11 protein-coding genes are annotated in these 18780 nt (G+C 65.7%); 8 read left to right on the top strand and 3 right to left on the bottom strand.

The window, feature by feature from the left end:
- Positions 1-30 precede the first annotated feature (30 nt).
- A complete protein-coding gene (rrtA, locus tag ACS13N_RS01215; protein WP_438929980.1) occupies positions 31-651 on the bottom strand; it encodes a rhombosortase in 621 nt (206 codons plus the stop codon).
- On the bottom strand, positions 648-3530 hold the full coding sequence (glnE, locus tag ACS13N_RS01210; protein WP_438929979.1) for a bifunctional [glutamate--ammonia ligase]-adenylyl-L-tyrosine phosphorylase/[glutamate--ammonia-ligase] adenylyltransferase: 2883 nt from the start codon (positions 3528-3530) through the stop codon (positions 648-650). The genes rrtA and glnE overlap by 4 nt, the downstream gene beginning before the upstream one ends.
- Positions 3531-3707: 177 nt before the next feature.
- Between glnE and ACS13N_RS01205 the strand changes: the two genes are divergently transcribed.
- The 6 genes from ACS13N_RS01205 (at position 3708) to ACS13N_RS01180 (ending at position 15282) form a co-directional block, all read left to right on the top strand.
- The gene (locus ACS13N_RS01205) at positions 3708-7964 is read left to right on the top strand and encodes a YhdP family protein (protein WP_438929978.1); all 4257 of its coding nucleotides are present in this window, start codon (positions 3708-3710) and stop codon (positions 7962-7964) included.
- 5 nt (positions 7965-7969) lie between these two features.
- Positions 7970-8851: a carbon-nitrogen hydrolase family protein gene (locus ACS13N_RS01200; protein ID WP_438929977.1), complete on the top strand. Its 882-nt coding sequence runs from the start codon at positions 7970-7972 to the stop codon at positions 8849-8851.
- Between the two features lie 26 nt (positions 8852-8877).
- Entirely contained in the window at positions 8878-10341 is a 1464-nt protein-coding gene (gene tldD, locus ACS13N_RS01195; RefSeq protein ID WP_426394808.1) for a metalloprotease TldD, read from the top strand.
- 381 nt (positions 10342-10722) lie between these two features.
- The gene (gene aroG, locus ACS13N_RS01190; protein ID WP_438929976.1) at positions 10723-11802 is read left to right on the top strand and encodes a 3-deoxy-7-phosphoheptulonate synthase AroG; all 1080 of its coding nucleotides are present in this window, start codon (positions 10723-10725) and stop codon (positions 11800-11802) included.
- Between the two features lie 252 nt (positions 11803-12054).
- The gene (locus ACS13N_RS01185) at positions 12055-14238 is read left to right on the top strand and encodes a c-type cytochrome (RefSeq protein WP_438929975.1); all 2184 of its coding nucleotides are present in this window, start codon (positions 12055-12057) and stop codon (positions 14236-14238) included.
- 141 nt (positions 14239-14379) lie between these two features.
- Complete coding sequence (locus ACS13N_RS01180; protein ID WP_438929974.1) at positions 14380-15282, top strand: mechanosensitive ion channel family protein; 903 nt, start codon at positions 14380-14382, stop codon at positions 15280-15282.
- A 69-nt stretch (positions 15283-15351) separates the two neighbouring features.
- Here ACS13N_RS01180 and ACS13N_RS01175 read toward each other — a convergent pair whose 3' ends face one another.
- Positions 15352-15921: a cob(I)yrinic acid a,c-diamide adenosyltransferase gene (locus tag ACS13N_RS01175; RefSeq protein WP_438929973.1), complete on the bottom strand. Its 570-nt coding sequence runs from the start codon at positions 15919-15921 to the stop codon at positions 15352-15354.
- Positions 15922-16053: 132 nt separating this feature from the next.
- On the opposite strand from ACS13N_RS01175, the gene ACS13N_RS01170 reads away from it, so the two are divergent.
- Positions 16054-17472, top strand: coding sequence for an FAD-binding oxidoreductase (locus tag ACS13N_RS01170; RefSeq protein ID WP_438929972.1), 1419 nt, complete (start codon positions 16054-16056; stop codon positions 17470-17472).
- Positions 17473-17486: 14 nt separating this feature from the next.
- Entirely contained in the window at positions 17487-18377 is an 891-nt protein-coding gene (locus ACS13N_RS01165) for a LysR substrate-binding domain-containing protein (protein ID WP_438929971.1), read from the top strand.
- Positions 18378-18780: the final 403 nt, after the last annotated feature.

Here is an 18780-nt window from a genome sequence, read left to right as displayed (position 1 = left end):
CGCTCTCTTGGGCGACCGGCGTCTTGCCGGTCAGCCCCGCGCCTGCTTCCTACCTTGGGCGCGCCACTCTCCCAATACCCAGATCAGCAATCCACTCGCCGCGCCAAAGGCGTGCGCGATACGCACCACGCCAAACCCCCAGTGCGGGTCAAAAGCGATGGGCGACAGCCACGATTGCTCGAACCACACCTTTACCAGCACGCCCGTGCACAGCAGCAAGCCGATCCAGCGTGAGAAACGGTCGTCCGTGTCTTCCGTTGGTGAACGCAACAACCGCAGCCCACCCCAGGCCGCCAGACCATGCAGCGCGCCCGACAGCCCGCCGTACCACTGCACGCCCGGCTGACTGAGCAACGCGATCTGCACCAGCACACCGCACGCCACCAGCGCACCGACAATGGCCTGCGGCCGCAGGACACGTGCAAGCAGGAGCATGATCCCCGCCGCGGCCATCGCATCGGCCAGCCAGTGCCAGGTATCGAGATGCACCCACATGGCCGTGACGATGCGCCACCACTGGCCCGCGCGCACGGCATCGCGTTGATACAGCCCAATTGCATGCAACCACGGTACGAACGATAACGCAGCCGACAACGCAGCCACACCCAGGCACGCAGCCCAGGTATGCATCGCGTGCAGGCGCGCGCTCATCCGGCGTGCGAGCCTGACGGTGCGGACGCCGCGCCGAACACCTGCTCCCACAATGCCCGCACGTGGGCCGCTTCATGTGCGCAGGTACCAGCGGGAACGCGCGCGGCGGATTGCCCATCCAGCCGCAGCTTGTGCTGGCGCGCGCGGAAATCGCGGTAGGCATCGGCGACCTGTGCTGCCTGCGTGGCATCGATCAACCCCAGCTCGCCCGCCATGTGCAACAGCGCGATGTTGCCCTTGTTGCGGGTCAGCTCAGCATGCGCGGCGCTATGCAGCAGCACCAGGAACTGCACGGTGAATTCGATATCGACCATGCCGCCGCGGTCGTGCTTGAGGTCGAACAGTTCCGTGGGATTGGCGTGGCCCTCCAGCACGCGCTCACGCATCGCCACGATCTCGTCGCGCAGCGGACCAGCCTCGCGCGCCTGCCGCAGCACGGCGGTGCGTAGCGCTTCAAAGCGCGCGCCGATCTCCGCATCGCCCGCACAGAAGCGCGCGCGCGTCAGCGCCTGGTGTTCCCACACCCAGGCGGCGTTGTCGCCCTCGCGCATCTGGTAACGGCGGAAGGCTTCGAAGTGCGTAACCATCAGGCCGGCCGCGCCGTTCGGGCGCAGGCGCGTGTCCACATCAAACAGCGTGCCGGCGGCGGTATGGCTGGTCAGCCAGGTGATGAGCTTGCGCGCGAACGACGCGTACACCTCGGGCGCACGCTCGTGGTCGTCGTCGTAGAGGAAGATGATGTCGAGGTCTGACGCATAACCAAGTTCCTTGCCGCCCAGGCGCCCGTAGGCCACCACGGCAAAGCGCGGCACCTCGCAATGGCGCGTCGTCACCTGCTTCCACACGGTCTCCAGCGTCAGGTCCAGCATGGCGTCGGCCAGGTCGGAGAGCCGGTCGCTGATGTGCTCAACGCTGAGCATGCCTTGCAGGTCCTGCAACAGGATGCGGAACGTCTCCGCATGGTGTTCCTGGCGCAGGATGTCCATCTGCATTTCGACGTGGTCTTCGGCGGCGCGCAGCCGCTCGCGCACGCGATCGCGAAAAGCGGGCCAGTCCGGGTCGGCCGACAGCGCCTCAACGTCGAGCAGTTCGTCGAGCAGTTGCGGATGGCGCGTCAGATAGTCCGCCGCCCAGCGCGAAGCGTGCAGCGTGTGGGCCACGCGCTCCAGCGCCTGTGGGTATTCGCACAGCAGCGAGAGATACGACGAGCGCCGGCTGATCGCATCGAAGAAATTCAGGAAGCGCGCAATGGTGACGTCCGCATCCGTCTGCCGCGCAGCGTGGTCAAGCGCGCGATTGATCAGCAGGTCAAAACGCTGGCGACTCACCTCGGTCAGCGCGCGGTAACGCGGCGAGTTGCGCGTCGCGCGCAGACGTTCGAGCACGCCGTCGGCGTCGGCATAACCCAGGTCGGCAAGCTGCGTGCGGGCGGACTCGGTACGCTCATCGTCAAGCAGATCGGCGTGCCAGATGGAGGCGCACGGCGGTTGGCTGTCCTGTTTGTCAGAGAAGGTCTGCTCGAACTGCTGCGCCACTTCGTCCTGATAGGCCTCCAGCTGGGTAACCAGCGCGGCGTAGTCCGCAAAGCCCATCATGCGCGCCACGCGCAGCTGGTCTTCCGGCGCGCCCGGCAGATTGTGCGTCTGCGCGTCTTCGATGTACTGCAGGCGGTGTTCAAGCTGACGCAGGAAGCGGTAGGCCTCGGTCAGGCGGGCGACCACGTCGTCGTCGATCAGGCCGCGCTCGGCGGCGGCGCGCAGCACCTCCAGCGTGGGCCGCACACGCAGCCCGAAATCCTGCCCACCGCGGATCAGCTGAAACACCTGCGCAACGAACTCGATTTCGCGGATGCCGCCGCGCCCGAGCTTGATATTGGGCGCGCGCGCATGCAGCTGACCATCACCTTCGCCGGGCTGCCGGTTGGCGCCATTGCTGCGCTTGGCCGCCTCCGCGCGGATCTGCGCATGCAGCGCGCGGATGGCCGCGATCACGCCGTAGTCCAGATAGCGCCGGAACACGAACGGCCCGGTCACGCGATCGAGTTGCTGGATGACGCGCGCCGCGTGCGGGCTGGTCGGGTCGGTGATGACGCGGCCCTTGATCCAGGCGTAGCGCTCCCACTCGCGGCCCTGCACGACAAAGTACTCCTCCAGCATACCCAGGCTGCAGGCCAGCGGCCCGGCATCGCCGTTCGGGCGCAGGCGCATGTCGACACGGAAGACGTAGCCGTCTTCGGTCACATCGGCCAGTGTGTTGATCAGGCGCCGACCCAGCTTCGTGAAGTACTCGTGGTTGGACAGCGGACGCCGAACTTGGCCATCTTTGCCTTGCGTGTCGCCATCGTCGTCGTAGAGAAAGATCAGGTCGATGTCGGACGAGACGTTCAACTCGCGCCCGCCAAGCTTGCCCATGCCGACCACCACCAGCTCCTGCACCTCGCCTGAGGACTGCCCGATCGGCTGGCCGTGCAGCGCCTGCAGTTCCTGACCGATCACGGAGATGGCCGCACGCACGGCAAACTCGGCCAGGTCCGTCATGCTGCCGGTCACTTCGTCGAGCGTGGCGACGCCGGACAGATCGCGCTCGATGAGCGTGGCGAATACCTCGTTGCGCAGCAGGCGCAGTGCGCGCTTGAGTGCGGGCTCGATCTCCACGGCCTTGGCGTCGAACAGCTCGGTAAAGCGCGTGGACAGCCACGCGACGTCAACCGGACCCGCCGCGGCGGTTTGCACGCGCTCGGCCCAGCCCTCACGCGCCTGTGCCAGACGCTGGACATAGCGGGAATAGGCCTGCGCATACGGCAACGCGGCGGTGGCGATTTCCGGCGCGCGGGCCGGAGCTTGCAGGAACGGCTGGGCAGGCAAGGTGGAATCGGTCATGCGGGTCATGCGAACCATCAAGGGAGCTGCGAAGGAAACGTCCATTCTCGCTGAAATGCACGCGGGCCGGTCGGTGGTCACGCACTTTCACGGGCATCGGGCGTGCTTGCCACTCCGCGAGGGCCGTACCCAGCTCCAAATGTGGCACTGCGCCACGAATATCGGATAATCCCGGTCATGCCCCGCCTGCCCCAGCCCCCAGAATCGCCGAAGTCCGATGGCGGACACGCCAGCACCCTGTCCACCCGCCGGACAGGCCTGCGCGCGGCCGGCGCAATCTGGGCATGGATCACTCGGCTGGTGAGCGGGATTGCCGGTGGTTTTGTCGCCTGCATCCGCGCGCCGATCTGGCGCAAGCTGTGGCGCATCCTGTGGAAAACGGCGGTCGCACTGGTCGTCCTGGCCATGGTCGGCATGGTGCTGGTGCGCTTTGTCCTGTGGCCGCGCGTGAGCGTGGCGCGCGAATGGATGGAGCGCGAGGCGTCGAGCGCACTGCACGCCAACGTCGGCATCGGCTCGCTGGAAACCTACTGGGAGGGCTGGCACCCAGCCTTCCGCGCGCAGCGCATCGAGGCCCGTGACAGCGCCGGCCGCCAGACCTTTGCCGTGCAGGATGTGCAGGCAAGGCTGTCATGGCGTTCGCTGCTGCGCATGCAGATCACGTTTGCCGCGCTGCACGCCCGCCGCGCCGACGTATTGGTCCGCCGCACCCCCGCGGGCGCCCTGCTGGTTGCCGGCATGCCGCTGGGGCCCGATACCGGCGGCGACAGCAACTTCTTCGACCAGTTGCTCTCCCAGGGTGACATCGACTTCCGCGAAGGCGCTGTGCGCTGGCTCGACGAGCAGCAGAAGCTGCCCGAGGTGGCGCTAGGCAATGTGCACGTTCAACTGCGCAGCGGCCCGACCCGCCACCGGCTGGATGCCAGCGGCACTTCGCCCAGCCTCTTCAACGGCCCGATCAAGCTGCGCGCCGATTTCCGCCATGACCTGCTGTCCCGCCCGGGCGATTGGCGCCACTGGCACGGACAGGCCAACTGGCAGGTCGACACGCTGCAGCTGGCGGCGGTACAACGCTATGTGCCCGTGATGGAAGCCGCCAGGAGCGGCACCGTCAGTTCAGACGGCTCGGTGGAGTTTGCCGACGGCGTCTTCACGCGCAGCCAGGCACGGCTGACCGGCCAGCAGCTCGACCTGCAGATCCGCAAGGACCTCGACCCGCTCCAGTTGCGCAGCCTGCAGGCGCTCGCCACGCAGCAGCGCACCGCAAACGGCGAACACACACTGCGCATCGACACGCTGCTCTGGCAGCCACTGAACCCGCCCGCGCAACCGGCGCCCGCGCCCGAACTGGCCGGCCCCGGCATCGAAGCCCCTGCCAACCCGGCCGGCACGCCACGCGGGCTGCGCAACGCAAGCGTCGGCTGGGCCATGGATACGCGCGACGAGCTGCGCAGTCTGCAGGTGAAGGCCACGACGCTGGATCTGACCGATCTGCGCAGCATTGCCACCGCCATGCCGCTGCCCGCCCGGGTGCTGGAGCCGCTGCGCGCCAAGCAGCCCGCCGGCCGCATCGACGATCTCGACATCAACTGGCAGCGCGATATCTCCCGCTGGCGGCCAAATACACCGGCGCCGGTGCACTTCACGGGGCGCGCTACGCTGCGGCAAGTGTCCTTCGGGCCCGGAGCACTGCCCGCCGTGCCAGCCGGCCACCACCCCGAACCGGCCGTGCCCGGCGTCGAGAACCTCTCCGGCAACGCGGTCTTCTCCGACGACAAGGGCACATTGCGCATCGATTCCTCCGATACCGCCCTGCTCCTGCCCGGCCTCTTCGATGAAGCACGTGTGCCGCTGGACCGCCTGCAAGGCACCTTCAACTGGACCTATCGCAAGCAGGAACTGATCGTCAGCAGCGACAACCTGACGCTCTCCAATGGCGATCTGTCGGCCCGGTTTGCGGGCAACTACCGCCATGCGCCGGACACCAGCCATGTCGGCACCATCAACCTGAAGGGCACCCTGGAGCGCGCCACCGTCACACGTGTGCCGCGCTACCTGCCGCTCTCCGTCGGGCCGCACACGCGCGAGTACCTGGCCGGCGCCCTGCAGGGCGGCACCGCCAACGACGTCACCCTTGTCCTGACCGGCGACCTGTACGACTTCCCGTACCGCCCGCCGCACAAGGGCGTGTTCCGCGTCGAGGTACCGGTCAAGGACGTGACCTACCAGCCGGCCCCCGCTGACGCCTCGCACCCGACCGGCTGGCCGGCGTTCACCGACACCGAAGGCACCGTGGTGTTCGACGGGCCGTCGATGTCGTTCAAGGTGGCGCGCGCCAAAGCAGGTGACGTGACCTTGACCGACGTGAGCGGCAGCCTGCCCGACATGGGCGACCACCATCCCCTTCTCACCATCGACGGCCGTGCCGACGGCGCCACGCAAAGCTTCCTGCAGTACATCGAGGCCAGCCCGGTTGGTGGCTGGATCGGCCACTTCACCAAGGACGCACGCGCGCAGGGCAACGCCGCGCTGGCGCTCAAGCTCGACCTGCCGCTCAACGAAATGCACACAGCCCGCGCCCAGGGCAGCGTGACCTTCCTGCGCAACGACGTCACGCTGATCCCGCAGGCGCCGCCACTGACCGACGTGACCGGCGCACTGACCTTCACGCACAAGGGCATCGGCTTCGACAACCTGCGCGCCCGCTTTGCCGGCGGCGAGATTCGCCCGACCGGCGGCACCGCGCCTGACGGCACGATCCGCATCCAGGTCGCTGGCACCGCCTCGGCCCAGGGCTTGCGTGAAACCACGCCGGAAGGCAGCCCCATCGCCGCGATTGCCCGCACGCTGGATGGCAGTGCACCGTACAACGCCACCATCAGCGTCAAACAACATCGCCCCGTCATCCAGGTGCAATCCGACCTGACGCCAATGACGGTGCGCCTGCCCGCGCCGTTGAACAAAGCTGCCGGCCAGCCGCTGCCGGTGCGCTTCGACATGCAGCCGCTGGCAGCCAACAACGCACTCGACGAAGTCACGCTGCAGATCGGCAACATCGCCTCCGCTCGTTACGAACTGCGCAGCAACGGCAACGGCACCGAGGTGCTGCGCGGCGGCATCGGCGTGCGCCAGCCCGTGCCGCAACCCGCCGAGGGTGTGCAGGCCAACCTGATGCTGGACCGGCTCGACATCGACGCCTGGCGTCAGGTCTTCGCCGCGCCTGCAGCTGAAAAAGGCGCCGCGCAGGTCGCTACCGAACACGCTGTCGCCAGCGCCGCCAACAGCCACAACGCCTACCTGCCCACACGCCTGAACGGGCGCGCGCAGACGCTGCGCATTCTCGGCCGTGATTTCAGCAGCGTCAGTGTCGATGCCACGCGCGACGGCGCCAACTGGCAATCGAACATCGATTCGCGCGAGATCGCGGGCACCGCGCGCTGGCACGCGGAGAGCGCCGCCGTGCCCTTCGGCGAGCTGACCATGCGCCTGTCGCGCATGAGCATCCCCGATGCGCAGGAAGAGACCGCGCTGACCGAATCGCTGGCGCGCAGCTCGCAGGAAATCCCGTCGCTCGATCTGGTGGCCGACAAGTTCGACTTGCGCGGCAAGACGTTGGGCAAGCTGGAGATCAAGGCGCGCAGCCAGATCACCGATGGCACCCCGGTGTGGACGCTGGAGACGCTCAAGCTCGAACAACCTGCCGCCACCTTCACCGCACAAGGCACGTGGCGCATTCCGCGCCGTCTGCGCGGCGGTGGCGATGACCCCGAGCGCCGCACCTTGCTCGACTTCCACCTCGACCTGCGTGACTCGGGCGAGTTGCTGGAGAAGATGGGCTTCGCCAAGGTGCTCGACGGTGCCAAGGGCAAGTTCGAGGGCCGCGTGGTATGGCGCGGCTCGCCCATGTCGATCGACTACCCGACGCTCAACGGCCGCATGGCGCTGAACCTGGAGCGCGGTCAGTTCCTGCCGGTGGATCCGGGCCTCGCCAAACTGGTCGGCGTGCTGAGCCTGCAGGGCTTGCTGCACTTCGCCACCGACCTGCGCAGCGCCACCGGCCGCGGCACGCCGTTCGAAAGCGTGGCGGCCACCGGCACGATTGCCAGCGGTGTTGCGCGCACGGAAGATTTCACGGTCAAAGGCCCGCAGTTTCAGGTGGCGATGCAGGGCTCGGCCAACATCCTCGATGAAACGCAGGATCTACACGTGAAGGTCACGCCCAAGGTGGACGCTACGTCGGCGTCGCTGGCCGCAGCGTTCATCAACCCGGCCATCGGGCTGGGCACGCTAGCGGCCCAGTTGGTGCTGGGTGACCAGTTATCGAAGGCATTCGCCACGCAATATCACGTCACAGGAAGCTGGGCCAAACCGAAGATCGACAAGATCGCGTCCAGCTCCGGTGCAGGCAGCCATTCCGAAACCTCGGCAAAATAGGCCTCATGACTTCTGCGACCGTTGCTCCCGCCCACACCGCACCCGGCACGGATGTGCTCTCGGGTGCGCCCTTTGGTGCACCTTTCCGCGTCGCCGCCATCCAGACGGTGACGAGTGTCGAGGTGGACGCCAACCTGGCGCGTGCCGATGCGCTGCTCGCCGAGGCCGCTGCCCAGGGCGCGCAACTGGCCTTGCTGCCTGAGTACTTCTGCAAGATGGGCCGCAAGGACAGCGACAAGGTCGCCATCCGCGAAGATGACCAGGATGGCCCGATTCAGTCCTTCCTGGCCGATGCCGCGCGCCGCCACAAGCTGTGGCTCGTCGGCGGCACGCTGCCGATGTGGTGCGAAGACGAACAACGCGTGCGCAACACGTCGCTCGCCTATAACCCGGCCGGGCTGCGCGTGGCGCGCTACGACAAGATCCACCTGTTCAACTTCGTGCGCGGCGAAGAGCGTTACGATGAAGCCCGCACCATCGAACCCGGTGCCACGCCGATCGCCTTTGATGCGCCATGCGGGCGCGTAGGGATGTCGGTGTGTTACGACCTGCGCTTTCCGGAGCTGTACCGTGCGCTGTCGTCGCAGGGCAACCTGAACTTGATTCTGATGCCGGCGGCCTTCACCTACGTGACGGGCGCCGCGCACTGGGAAATCCTGCTGCGCGCCCGCGCGATCGAGAACCAGTGCTACGTGCTCGCCGCCGCACAGGGCGGGCGCCACGAAAACGGCCGCCGCACGTGGGGCCATTCCATGTTGGTCGACCCGTGGGGCGAAGTCATCGCCGCATTGCCTGAAGGCGAAGGCGTGGTCGTCGGCGACATGGACCCGGCCCGCCTTGCGCAAGTGCGCCAGGACTTGCCGGCGTTGAAACACCGTGTGATGTAGCCCAACCGAATTCCAAAGGACCCACTATGAACGCAGGCGACATCGCCATCCAGAATCTGTCCATCGCGCGCCGTGTGCTGCTCGATCCGTACGGCCTCGATGAAGCGCACCTGCAGCGCGCGCTGGCCGACATCTTCACGCACCGCGTCGACTATGCAGACTTGTACTTCCAGTACACGCGCAACGAGGCGTGGAGCCTGGAAGAAGGCATCGTCAAGTCGGGCAGTTTCAGCATTGACCAAGGCGTGGGCGTGCGCGCCGTCTCGGGCGACCGCACCGCATTTGCCTACTCCGACGACATCAGCCTGCCCGCGCTGATGCAGGCCGCCGGCGCCACGCGCACCATCGGCAAGGCCGGCTCCGGCCGCGTGAAGGTGGCGAACAGCCTGGTCAGCGGCCCGAGCGGCCATTCGCTGTATGCACCGAACGACCCGCTCGATTCGATGACGGCTACCGAAAAGGTCGCCCTGCTCGAGCGCATCGAAAAGCTCGCCCGCGCCAAGGACCCGCGCGTGGTGCAGGTCATGGCCGGCCTGGCCGGTGAATACGACGTGATGCTGGTCGCACGCAGCGACGGCGTGATCGCGGCCGATGTGCGCCCGCTGGTACGCATCTCCGTCACCGTCATCGCAGAACAAAATGGGCGCCGCGAAATGGGCAGCTCCGGCGGCGGCGGCCGCTATGCCTACGGCTACTTCACCGACGACCTGCTGCGCGAATACGTGGATGAGGCGGTCTCCTCCGCACTCGTCAACCTGGAGGCCAAGCCGGCACCGGCAGGCACGATGACCGTCGTGCTCGGCCCGGGCTGGCCCGGCGTGCTGCTGCACGAAGCAATCGGCCATGGCCTGGAGGGCGACTTCAACCGCAAGGGCTCGTCGGCGTTCTCCGGCCGCATGGGCGAACGCGTGGCGGCCAAGGGCGTCACCGTGGTGGATGACGGGACGCTGGCCAACCGCCGCGGCTCGCTCAACCTCGACGACGAGGGCAACCCCACGCAGTGCAACACGCTCATCGAAGACGGCATCCTCACCGGCTACATGCAGGACACGCTCAACGCGCGCCTGATGAAGATGCCCGTGACCGGCAACGCCCGCCGCGAGAGCTACGCCGCCCTGCCGATGCCGCGCATGACCAACACCTACATGCTCGGCGGCGACAAGGACCCGCAGGAGATCATCGCCAGCGTGAAGAAGGGCCTGTATGCGGTCAACTTTGGTGGCGGCCAGGTCGACATCACCAACGGCAAGTTCGTGTTCTCCGCCAGCGAGGCCTACCTGATCGAGGACGGCAAGATCACCGCACCGGTCAAGGGCGCGACGCTGGTCGGCAGCGGCCCGGAATCGCTCAAGCACGTGACCATGATCGGCAACGACATGCGCCTCGATTCGGGCATCGGCGTGTGCGGCAAGGAAGGCCAGAGTGTGCCGGTGGGCGTGGGCCAGCCGACCCTGCGCATGGAGAATATGACGGTGGGCGGCACGGTCTGACCGGCCGAAAAACCGTCGCTTGGGCGCCGCACGGGCAGAAACGCCGCTCTTGCGGCGCTCAAAAAAAGGGTTTATAAAGACGTTTCGATTGGTGCGGCGCAGTAGCGCTTCCCTGATTTTTGTTGCACTGCTTAGCTTTCTCTCCCATGTCCTTCGCCAAGTTTTTTTACTTTTACTTTTGGCATCTCGCACCGCTGGCGGAAGGAGAGGGGCGCTTGCAGCAAAAATAAAAGCACCCAGCAGATACCGAAAACCGCCAGCGACCCTGGCGGTTTTTTTTTCGCCCTGTCACCTGCCCCACCCCGGCGCCGACGCGAAACATGATCCGAACACAGTAGACGTTTCCAATACACGAACCAAGACATCCCCCTGGAGCTTTCCATGCCGAAGAACACCGATGATTTGCGCATTCGCGAACTGAAAGAGCTGACGCCGCCGTCGCACTTGATCCGCGAATTCCCGTGCAGCGACACCGTGTCCGATCTGATCTACCAAAGCCGGAACGCGATGCACCGCATCCTGCACGGCATGGACGACCGCCTGATCGTCATCATCGGCCCCTGCTCCATCCACGACACCAAGGCGGCGATGGACTACGCCCGCCGCCTGGTCGAACAGCGCGAGCGCTTCAAGAACGAGCTGGAAATCGTCATGCGCGTGTACTTCGAGAAGCCGCGCACCACGGTCGGCTGGAAGGGTCTGATCAACGATCCGCACATGGACGGCAGCTTCAAGATCAACGACGGCCTGCGCACCGCGCGCGAGCTGCTGATGAACATCAACGAGCTGGGCCTGCCCGCCGGCACCGAATACCTCGACGTGATCAGCCCGCAGTACATCGCCGACTTGGTGAGCTGGGGCGCGATCGGTGCACGCACGACCGAGTCGCAAGTCCACCGCGAACTGGCTTCGGGCCTGTCGTGCCCGGTCGGTTTCAAGAACGGCACCGACGGCAACGTGAAGATCGCTGTCGACGCCATCAAGGCCGCATCGCAGCCGCACCACTTCCTGTCGGTCACCAAGGGCGGCCACTCGGCCATCGTGTCGACGGCCGGCAACGAGGATTGCCACATCATCCTGCGCGGCGGCAAGGCGCCCAACTATGACGCCGCCAGCGTGCAGGAAGCCTGCGACGCCATCTCCAAGTCGGGCCTGGCCGCGCGCCTGATGATCGATGCGTCGCACGCCAACAGCAGCAAGAAGCACGAGAACCAGATTCCGGTGTGTGAAGACATCGGCCGCCAGATGGCTGCCGGTGACAACCGCATCGTCGGGGTGATGGTGGAGTCGCACATCAACGCCGGCCGCCAAGACCACGTGCAGGGCACGCCGGTGTCCGACCTGGCCTACGGCCAGAGCGTGACCGACGCCTGCATCGGCTGGGACGATTCGCTGAAGGTGCTGGAGACGCTGGCCGACGCGGTGCGCAAGCGCCGTCTGGTGCCCGGCAGCGGCAACTGATCTGCGTTGACCGGTTGTGAAGAAGGACGCCTGCGGGCGTCCTTTTCTTTTGGTGCTGCCAGTCCGAATCAGCCCCCAATCACCGCGCTTGCAAGGGCCCGCTAGCCCCGCAACACAGTCATGAGGTGGATCAAACAGAGGCAAGGTCGATGTGATCTTGAGAGTACCCCTCTCAATAGAATGGGGTCATACCCGTGGATGCCGATCACCCCAGAAAAATGACCAGTCGGCAGGGGCAACGCTCACACACCTATGCATACGACAAGGCGAGTTCTGCAGTTCACCCTGATCACAACAGCTTTCGCGGCATTGCAATTGGGGGCGCAAGCGCAATCACAACAACCGTCCGCTGCAAGGCCCACGGCGCAAGCCTCTGCGTCCACGCATGCCCAGTTGCCGCAGGTCATTGATGACCTGCCCGCAAGCAACACAAAGGACATGGACGAGACTACGCGTGCACAGGTGGAGCGCGGCCGCTATGTCGCGCGTCTGGGTGACTGCGTTGCCTGCCACACCAGCGACAAATCCAAGCCGATGGCGGGCGGGCTCGCACTGCAGACGCCGTTTGGTGCGCTGTATTCGACCAACATCACGCCGGACGTGGCAACAGGCATTGGCCGCTATACGTTCGAGCAGTTTGACCGCGCGATGCGCAAGGGCGTGGCCGCAGATGGCCACAACCTGTACCCGGCGATGCCGTATCCGTCCTACGCCAAGACGACGCCGGAGGACATGCAAGCGCTGTACGCCTATCTGATGCAGGGCGTGGCGCCGGTGCAGCAGACCAACCAGCCCCTGGGCATGTCGTTCCCGTTCAACCAGCGCTGGGGGCTGTCGCTGTGGAATTGGGCCTTTCTGGAGAGTGCACCCTTCCAGCCGAATCCTTCGCAATCTGCTGAGTGGAACCGGGGCGCGTATATCGTGCAGGGCCTGGGGCACTGCGGTGCCTGCCATACGCCGCGCGGCATCGGCTTCCAGGAAAAGACCATGTCCGAGGCCACCGCCCAGGGCAAATACTTCCTGGCCGGTGAAACGGTGGAAGGCTGGCGCGCCCTGAGTCTGCGCAGCCTGTGGACACCGCAGGATGTGGCCGAGATGCTCAAGACCGGGCGCAACCGCCACGGCGCCGTGTCCGGCAACATGGTCGACGTGGTGCAGCACAGTACGCAGTACATGACCAACGGCGATCTGCTGGCCATTGGCGAGTACCTCAAATCCTTGCCCACCAGCGCGGTCGACAAGCCGATGCAGGTTGTACAAAGTCCGGCGCCCGTCATCATTCCGCCCGACTCGGGCATGCTCACGCCGCCCGCAAGCCTCTACACCAGCCGCGGCGGCCTGGGCTATCTGCAGTTCTGTGCCGATTGCCACCGCAGCAATGGCGACGGCGTGCCCAACGTGTTTCCGCCGCTGGCAGGCAACCCGGTATTGAGCGACCGCAACCCGGCCACGCTGCTACACATCCTGCTGACCGGCTCTGCTACGGCACAGACGGTGCGCCACGCCCGGGTACTGACCATGCCGTCGTTTGCCCGACTAGGCGACCAGGAAATTGCCGACATCGTGAACTTCACGCGCGAGAGCTGGAGCAACGCCAAACGGCAACCGCAACCGGTGGCGGCGTCCGACGTGACCAAGGCACGCAAGGAACTGGAAGTCAGGCAGCTGGATGCCACCCAATTCGAAACGCCGCGCCTGGCCGCCATGCTCAATGAGCCCAACGCCAAGCAACTGGTGCTCGGTGCGCGCCTGAACATCGACACGCACAACCTGCTGCCCAAGAACGTCGGCAACAAGCTCAACTGCGCCAGTTGCCACCTCAATGCGGGCACGGTTGCCGATGGGTCTCCGTATGTCGGTCTGTCTGCCTTCTTCCCGAGCTATGCACCGCGTGCGGGGCGCGTCATCACGCTCGAAGACCGCATCAACGGCTGCTTCCTGCGCTCGATGAACGGCAAGCCGTTGCCGGTGAATTCCGAAGAGATGAAAGCGATGGTCGCCTACTTCGACTGGATGAAGCGCGAGACCAAGCCGCAAGACAAGGTCGCCGGGCGCGGCGTAGGCAAGATCGACAAGGGTCTCGTGCCCAATACGGACAACGGCCGGAACATCTACGCAGCGCAATGCGCGCTGTGCCACGGCGCCAACGGCGAAGGCATCACGAACGCGCAAGGCCAGTCCGTCTACCCGCCGCTGTGGGGTGATCAGTCGTTCAACATCGGTGCCGGCATGGCGCGTACCTACACAGCAGCCGCGTTTGTGAAGAACAACATGCCGATCGCGTTCCACAACCGGTTCCCGTTGGGGCAAGGCGGGCTGACGGACCAGGAGGCCCTGGATGTGGCGGAATTCTTCTCACACATGCCCCGCCCGGATTTCGCGCCCAAGGTCAACGACTGGCCCCGGGACAAGAAGCCTGCTGACGCCCGCTACTGATCCATGACGCCCCTGGGCCACCAGGGGCCGTGGGTGCGGCGCAATATAAAACAAATGTGACCAAAACATATCAAAATCACACAAGTGCGTTGTCTTTGACATATCGTAGGGAGATTCCCCTGCCCACCCCTGGAGGCAACCATGGCAGACACCCTGGCGGATACCGCCGTCAATACCGCAAGCAAGTACCAGGCGATCATCGCGCAGTACGCCACCGACGTCGGCATGAAGATCCTCGCCGCCATCGTCTTCTGGGTGGTCGGCCGCTGGCTGATCAATTTCGCGGTGCGCATGGTGGAAGGTTCGTTGAGCCGGCAGAAGGTCGATCCGACCGTGCTGCGCTATGTGGGCTCGATCATTACCGTCACGTTGAACGTGCTGCTCGTGATCGGCATCCTGGGGTACTTCGGCATCCAGACGACGACGTTCGCAGCGCTGATTGCAGCAGCCGGCGTGGCCATCGGCATGGCATGGTCGGGGCTGCTGTCGAACTTTGCGGCAGGCGCGTTCCTGATCGTGCTGCGGCCGTTCAAGGTGGGCGATTTCGTGACGGTCGGTGGCATCACCGGCACGGTCAAGGAAATCGGTCTGTTCGCCACGTCGCTCAATACGCCGGACAACGTGGTCACCATTGTCGGCAACGGCAAGATCTTCTCCGACACGATCCAGAACTACACCGCCAACCCGTTCCGCCGCGTTGAACTGAAAGCGCAATTGGCCGGCAGTGCCGACCACCGCGCCGCCATCGCACTGCTCAAGGAGAAGGTTGCCGCCATCCCGAACGTGCTGGCCGATCCGGCAGTCGACGTGGAGATCCTGGAGTTCAACCTGGTCGGGCCGGTGCTGGCCGTGCGCCCCTACACGCACAACGACAACTACTGGCAGGTCTACTTCGACACCAACCGTACCATCAAGGAAGCGCTGGCCGAGGCCGGCTTCCCGGCACCGACGCCATCGCAGGCACTGACGATCACGACGCCGGGGCAACTGGCCGGGCTGACTGCCGTGGCGCAAAGCACGACCACGCCGACAAGCGTGAACTGAACCTCTCGCTGCAAAGCAAACGGCCCGGTGTCACAGCCGGGCCGTTTTGTTTTGGTGTGCCGACTGCGATCAGGTCGGCTTGTGCTCGTCGCGCTTCCACAGCACATCCGTGCCGCCATCCGCGCGATTGAGCACACGTGCCAGCACGAACAGCAGGTCCGATAGACGATTGACGTACTGACGGGGCGCCTCGCCAATCGTCTCGGCGCGGCCAAGCGCGACGATACTGCGTTCCGCCCGGCGCGCGACGGTGCGGCAGATGTGCGCCTGTGCCGCCGCGCGGCTGCCGCCCGGCAGGATGAATTCCGCCAGACGCGGCAGATCGGCGTTGTAGTCAGCCAGCCATTGGTCGAGCCGCAGCACGTGCGCGGTCGTGACCATTGTGTAGCCGGGGATGCACAGTTCGCCGCCCAGGTCGAACAAGTCATGCTGGATGGCGGTCAGCGCTGCATGTATCCCGTCCTGCACGCCATCGGGCAGCGTCTCTGTCAGCAGCACGCCGATGTGCGAGTTCAGTTCGTCGACGTCGCCAATGGCGGCAATGCGCAAGCTGTCTTTGGCCGTGCGGCTGCCGTCGCCGAGGCCGGTGGTGCCGTCGTCGCCGGTGCGCGTGGCGATCTTGGATAAGCGGTTGCCCACGATGCGTCTCCCTGAATGCGGTGCAATATCGATGCGGGCCATTATCGCAAGCCGCGCGCGACCCCGGCGTTAGAATGACAGCCCACGTTGCTCCCAAACTGCGGCCCCAGACCGCAGCCACCGCGAGACGCCATGAACCACCCCGCTCCTCACTCCCAGTTGATCCGCAAGCCGATTCCCACCGCCATGCTCGACGCGCTGCGTGCCCGTTTCGGTGATCGCCTCTCCACCGCCGAAGCCGTGCGCGCCCACCACGGCCGCGACGAATCCGCCTACGACCCGATGCTGCCCGACGCCGTCGTCTTCGCGCAGACCACCGAGGAAGTCGCTGCCGTCGCCAAGCTGTGCTTCGAGCACGAGATTCCGTTGATCCCGTACGGTGCCGGTTCGTCGCTCGAAGGCCACCTGCTGGCGGTGGCCGGCGGCGTGAGCCTCGATCTCTCGCAGATGAACCGCGTGCTGTCGGTCCACCCGGAAGACCTGACGGTGACGGTCGAGCCGGGCGTCACGCGCAAGCAGCTCAATACCGAGATCCGCGACACGGGCCTGTTCTTCCCGATCGACCCGGGTGCGGATGCATCCATCGGCGGCATGTGCGCGACGCGCGCGTCCGGCACCAACGCCGTGCGCTACGGCACGATGCGCGAGAACGTGCTGAACCTGACCGTGGTGACCGCCGACGGCCGCATCATCAAAACGGCCAACCGCGCGCGCAAATCGTCGGCAGGCTACGACCTGACGCGCCTGTTCATCGGCAGCGAAGGGACGCTGGGCATCATCACCGAGATCACGCTCAAGCTGTATCCGCAGCCGGAAGCGGTGTCCGCCGCCGTGTGCGCCTTCCCCAGCATGGGCGATGCGGTGTCCGCTGTGATCGACACCATCCAGATGGGCGTGCCGATTGCGCGCGTGGAGTTTGTCGATGCGCTGGCCATCCGCGCGATCAACCAGTACGACAAGCTCACGCTGCCCGAAATGCCGACGCTGTTCTTCGAGTTCCACGGCTCCGAGCACGGTGTGCAGGAGCAGGCCGAGACCGTCCAGCAGATCGCCGCCGAGCACAAGGGCCAGGGCTTCGAATGGGCCACGCGCCCCGAAGACCGCAGCCGCCTGTGGAACGCCCGCCACAACGCGTACTTCGCCTTCCTGCAGCTCAAGCCCGGCTGCCGCGCCGTCACCACCGACGTGTGCGTGCCGATCTCGCGGCTGGCCGAGTGCGTGGTGGAAACCGAGAAAGACCTGCTCGCCAGTACGCTGCACCTGCCCGCCCCGATCGTCGGCCACGTGGGTGACGGCAACTTCCACGTCGCGCTGCTGATCGATCCGGACAAGCCTGAAGAACTGGAGGAAGCCGAGCGCATCAACCAGCGCATCGTCTCGCGGGCGATTGCCATGGACGGCACCTGCACAGGCGAACACGGCGTCGGCCTGCACAAGATGGACTTCCTCGTCGCCGAGCACGGCAACGATGCGATCGACCTGATGCGCAGCGTCAAGCAGGCGCTGGACCCGAAGCACATCCTGAACCCCGGCAAGATCTTCCACCTGTAAGCGACAGACTCCGCATGGCCTCCGTCTTCAAGCGCGTTCCTCCGCTGCATCTACTGATTGCCTTCGAAGCGGGGGCGCGCCATGCGAGCTTCGCGCGTGCGGCCGAAGAGTTGTCGGTCACGCCCAGTGCGGTCTCGCACCGCATCAAGAACCTCGAAGAGCTGTGGGGCGAAGACCTGTTCGTGCGCACCGGCACGGCACTGCGGTTGACTGCGGCCGGCACGCGGTACCTGCGCAGCGTGCAGGACGCGCTCAAGAGCCTGCATGAACTGGCGCGGCCCGAATTCAGCAAGCAGCGCGCACGGCTGCGCGTGGCGATTCCGCCCACGTTCGGGCGCCAGCACCTGGTACCGCGCATTCCCGAGTTCAACGCGCTGTATCCGCACATCGACGTCGAGCTGCACCTGTCCATCCCCTTCCTCGATGTCAAGGCCGAGGACACCGACGTCGAGATCCGCTACGGCACCGGCCGCTATCCGGACCTGAAGACGACGCTGCTGCTCAACGAGCCGGTCTTCCCGGCGTGCGGGCGCGGCTACTTCGAGCAGATCAGCGGCAACACCATCACCGAAGCCTCGCAACTGCTAAACCTCACGCTGCTGCGCAGCCCGCTGGAGCCATGGCGCCCGTGGTTCGAGGCAGCGGGGCTCGATGCGCTGGAGCCCTCCACCGGCTCGCTCTTCAACGACATCGGCCTGATGCTGGAAGCCGTGGCCTCCAACCAGGGCGTGGCGCTGGTGCGGCAGGCCATGGCGCGCAACTGGCTGGCGTCGGGGCAGATCGTGCGGCTGCTGGACATCGAATCGACCTCGCCGCATGCTTATTACATCGTCCAGCGCGAGCAGGCGCCGATGAAGCCCGAGGCGCAGCATTTTGTGGACTGGCTGCTTGGGCTGGATTGGTAAATCGCCCGGCCTGCGGTTCGTTGCACCTCAAACCTCCGGATTCGAAACTTTTAGTACCGACGCTGGAGCCCAGGACCTCCAACGTTGATGCAAAAAGCAGCATCGTTGGACCTCCGAGGTCCGACGTTGCAGCTCGGAGGTCCGACTCACGACCCTTTTTGCTCCGACAGTGCTGCTTTTTTCATCAATGCCGACGGTTTGACCTCCGCGCTTGGAGCATCTGACCTCCGGATTCGAAACTTTTAGTGTGAAAGCCGGAGGTTTAAGCCCCACCGCCGGCCGTTGAAGCTCCGCGCTCGACGATTTGAATCTTGCTGCACCGCGATGAACCGGATTGGCCGTTTGCGCGAGCCAAATTCATCGCCGCAAAAGTCCTTAACACGCCGCGCGGCGCGGCGGCCGG

This window comes from Ralstonia sp. 24A2 (assembly GCF_051783885.1).
GTDB lineage: Bacteria > Pseudomonadota > Gammaproteobacteria > Burkholderiales > Burkholderiaceae > Ralstonia.
The sequence above is the reverse complement of the archived record's forward strand: the minus strand, read 5'-3'. Positions and strand labels throughout refer to the sequence as shown.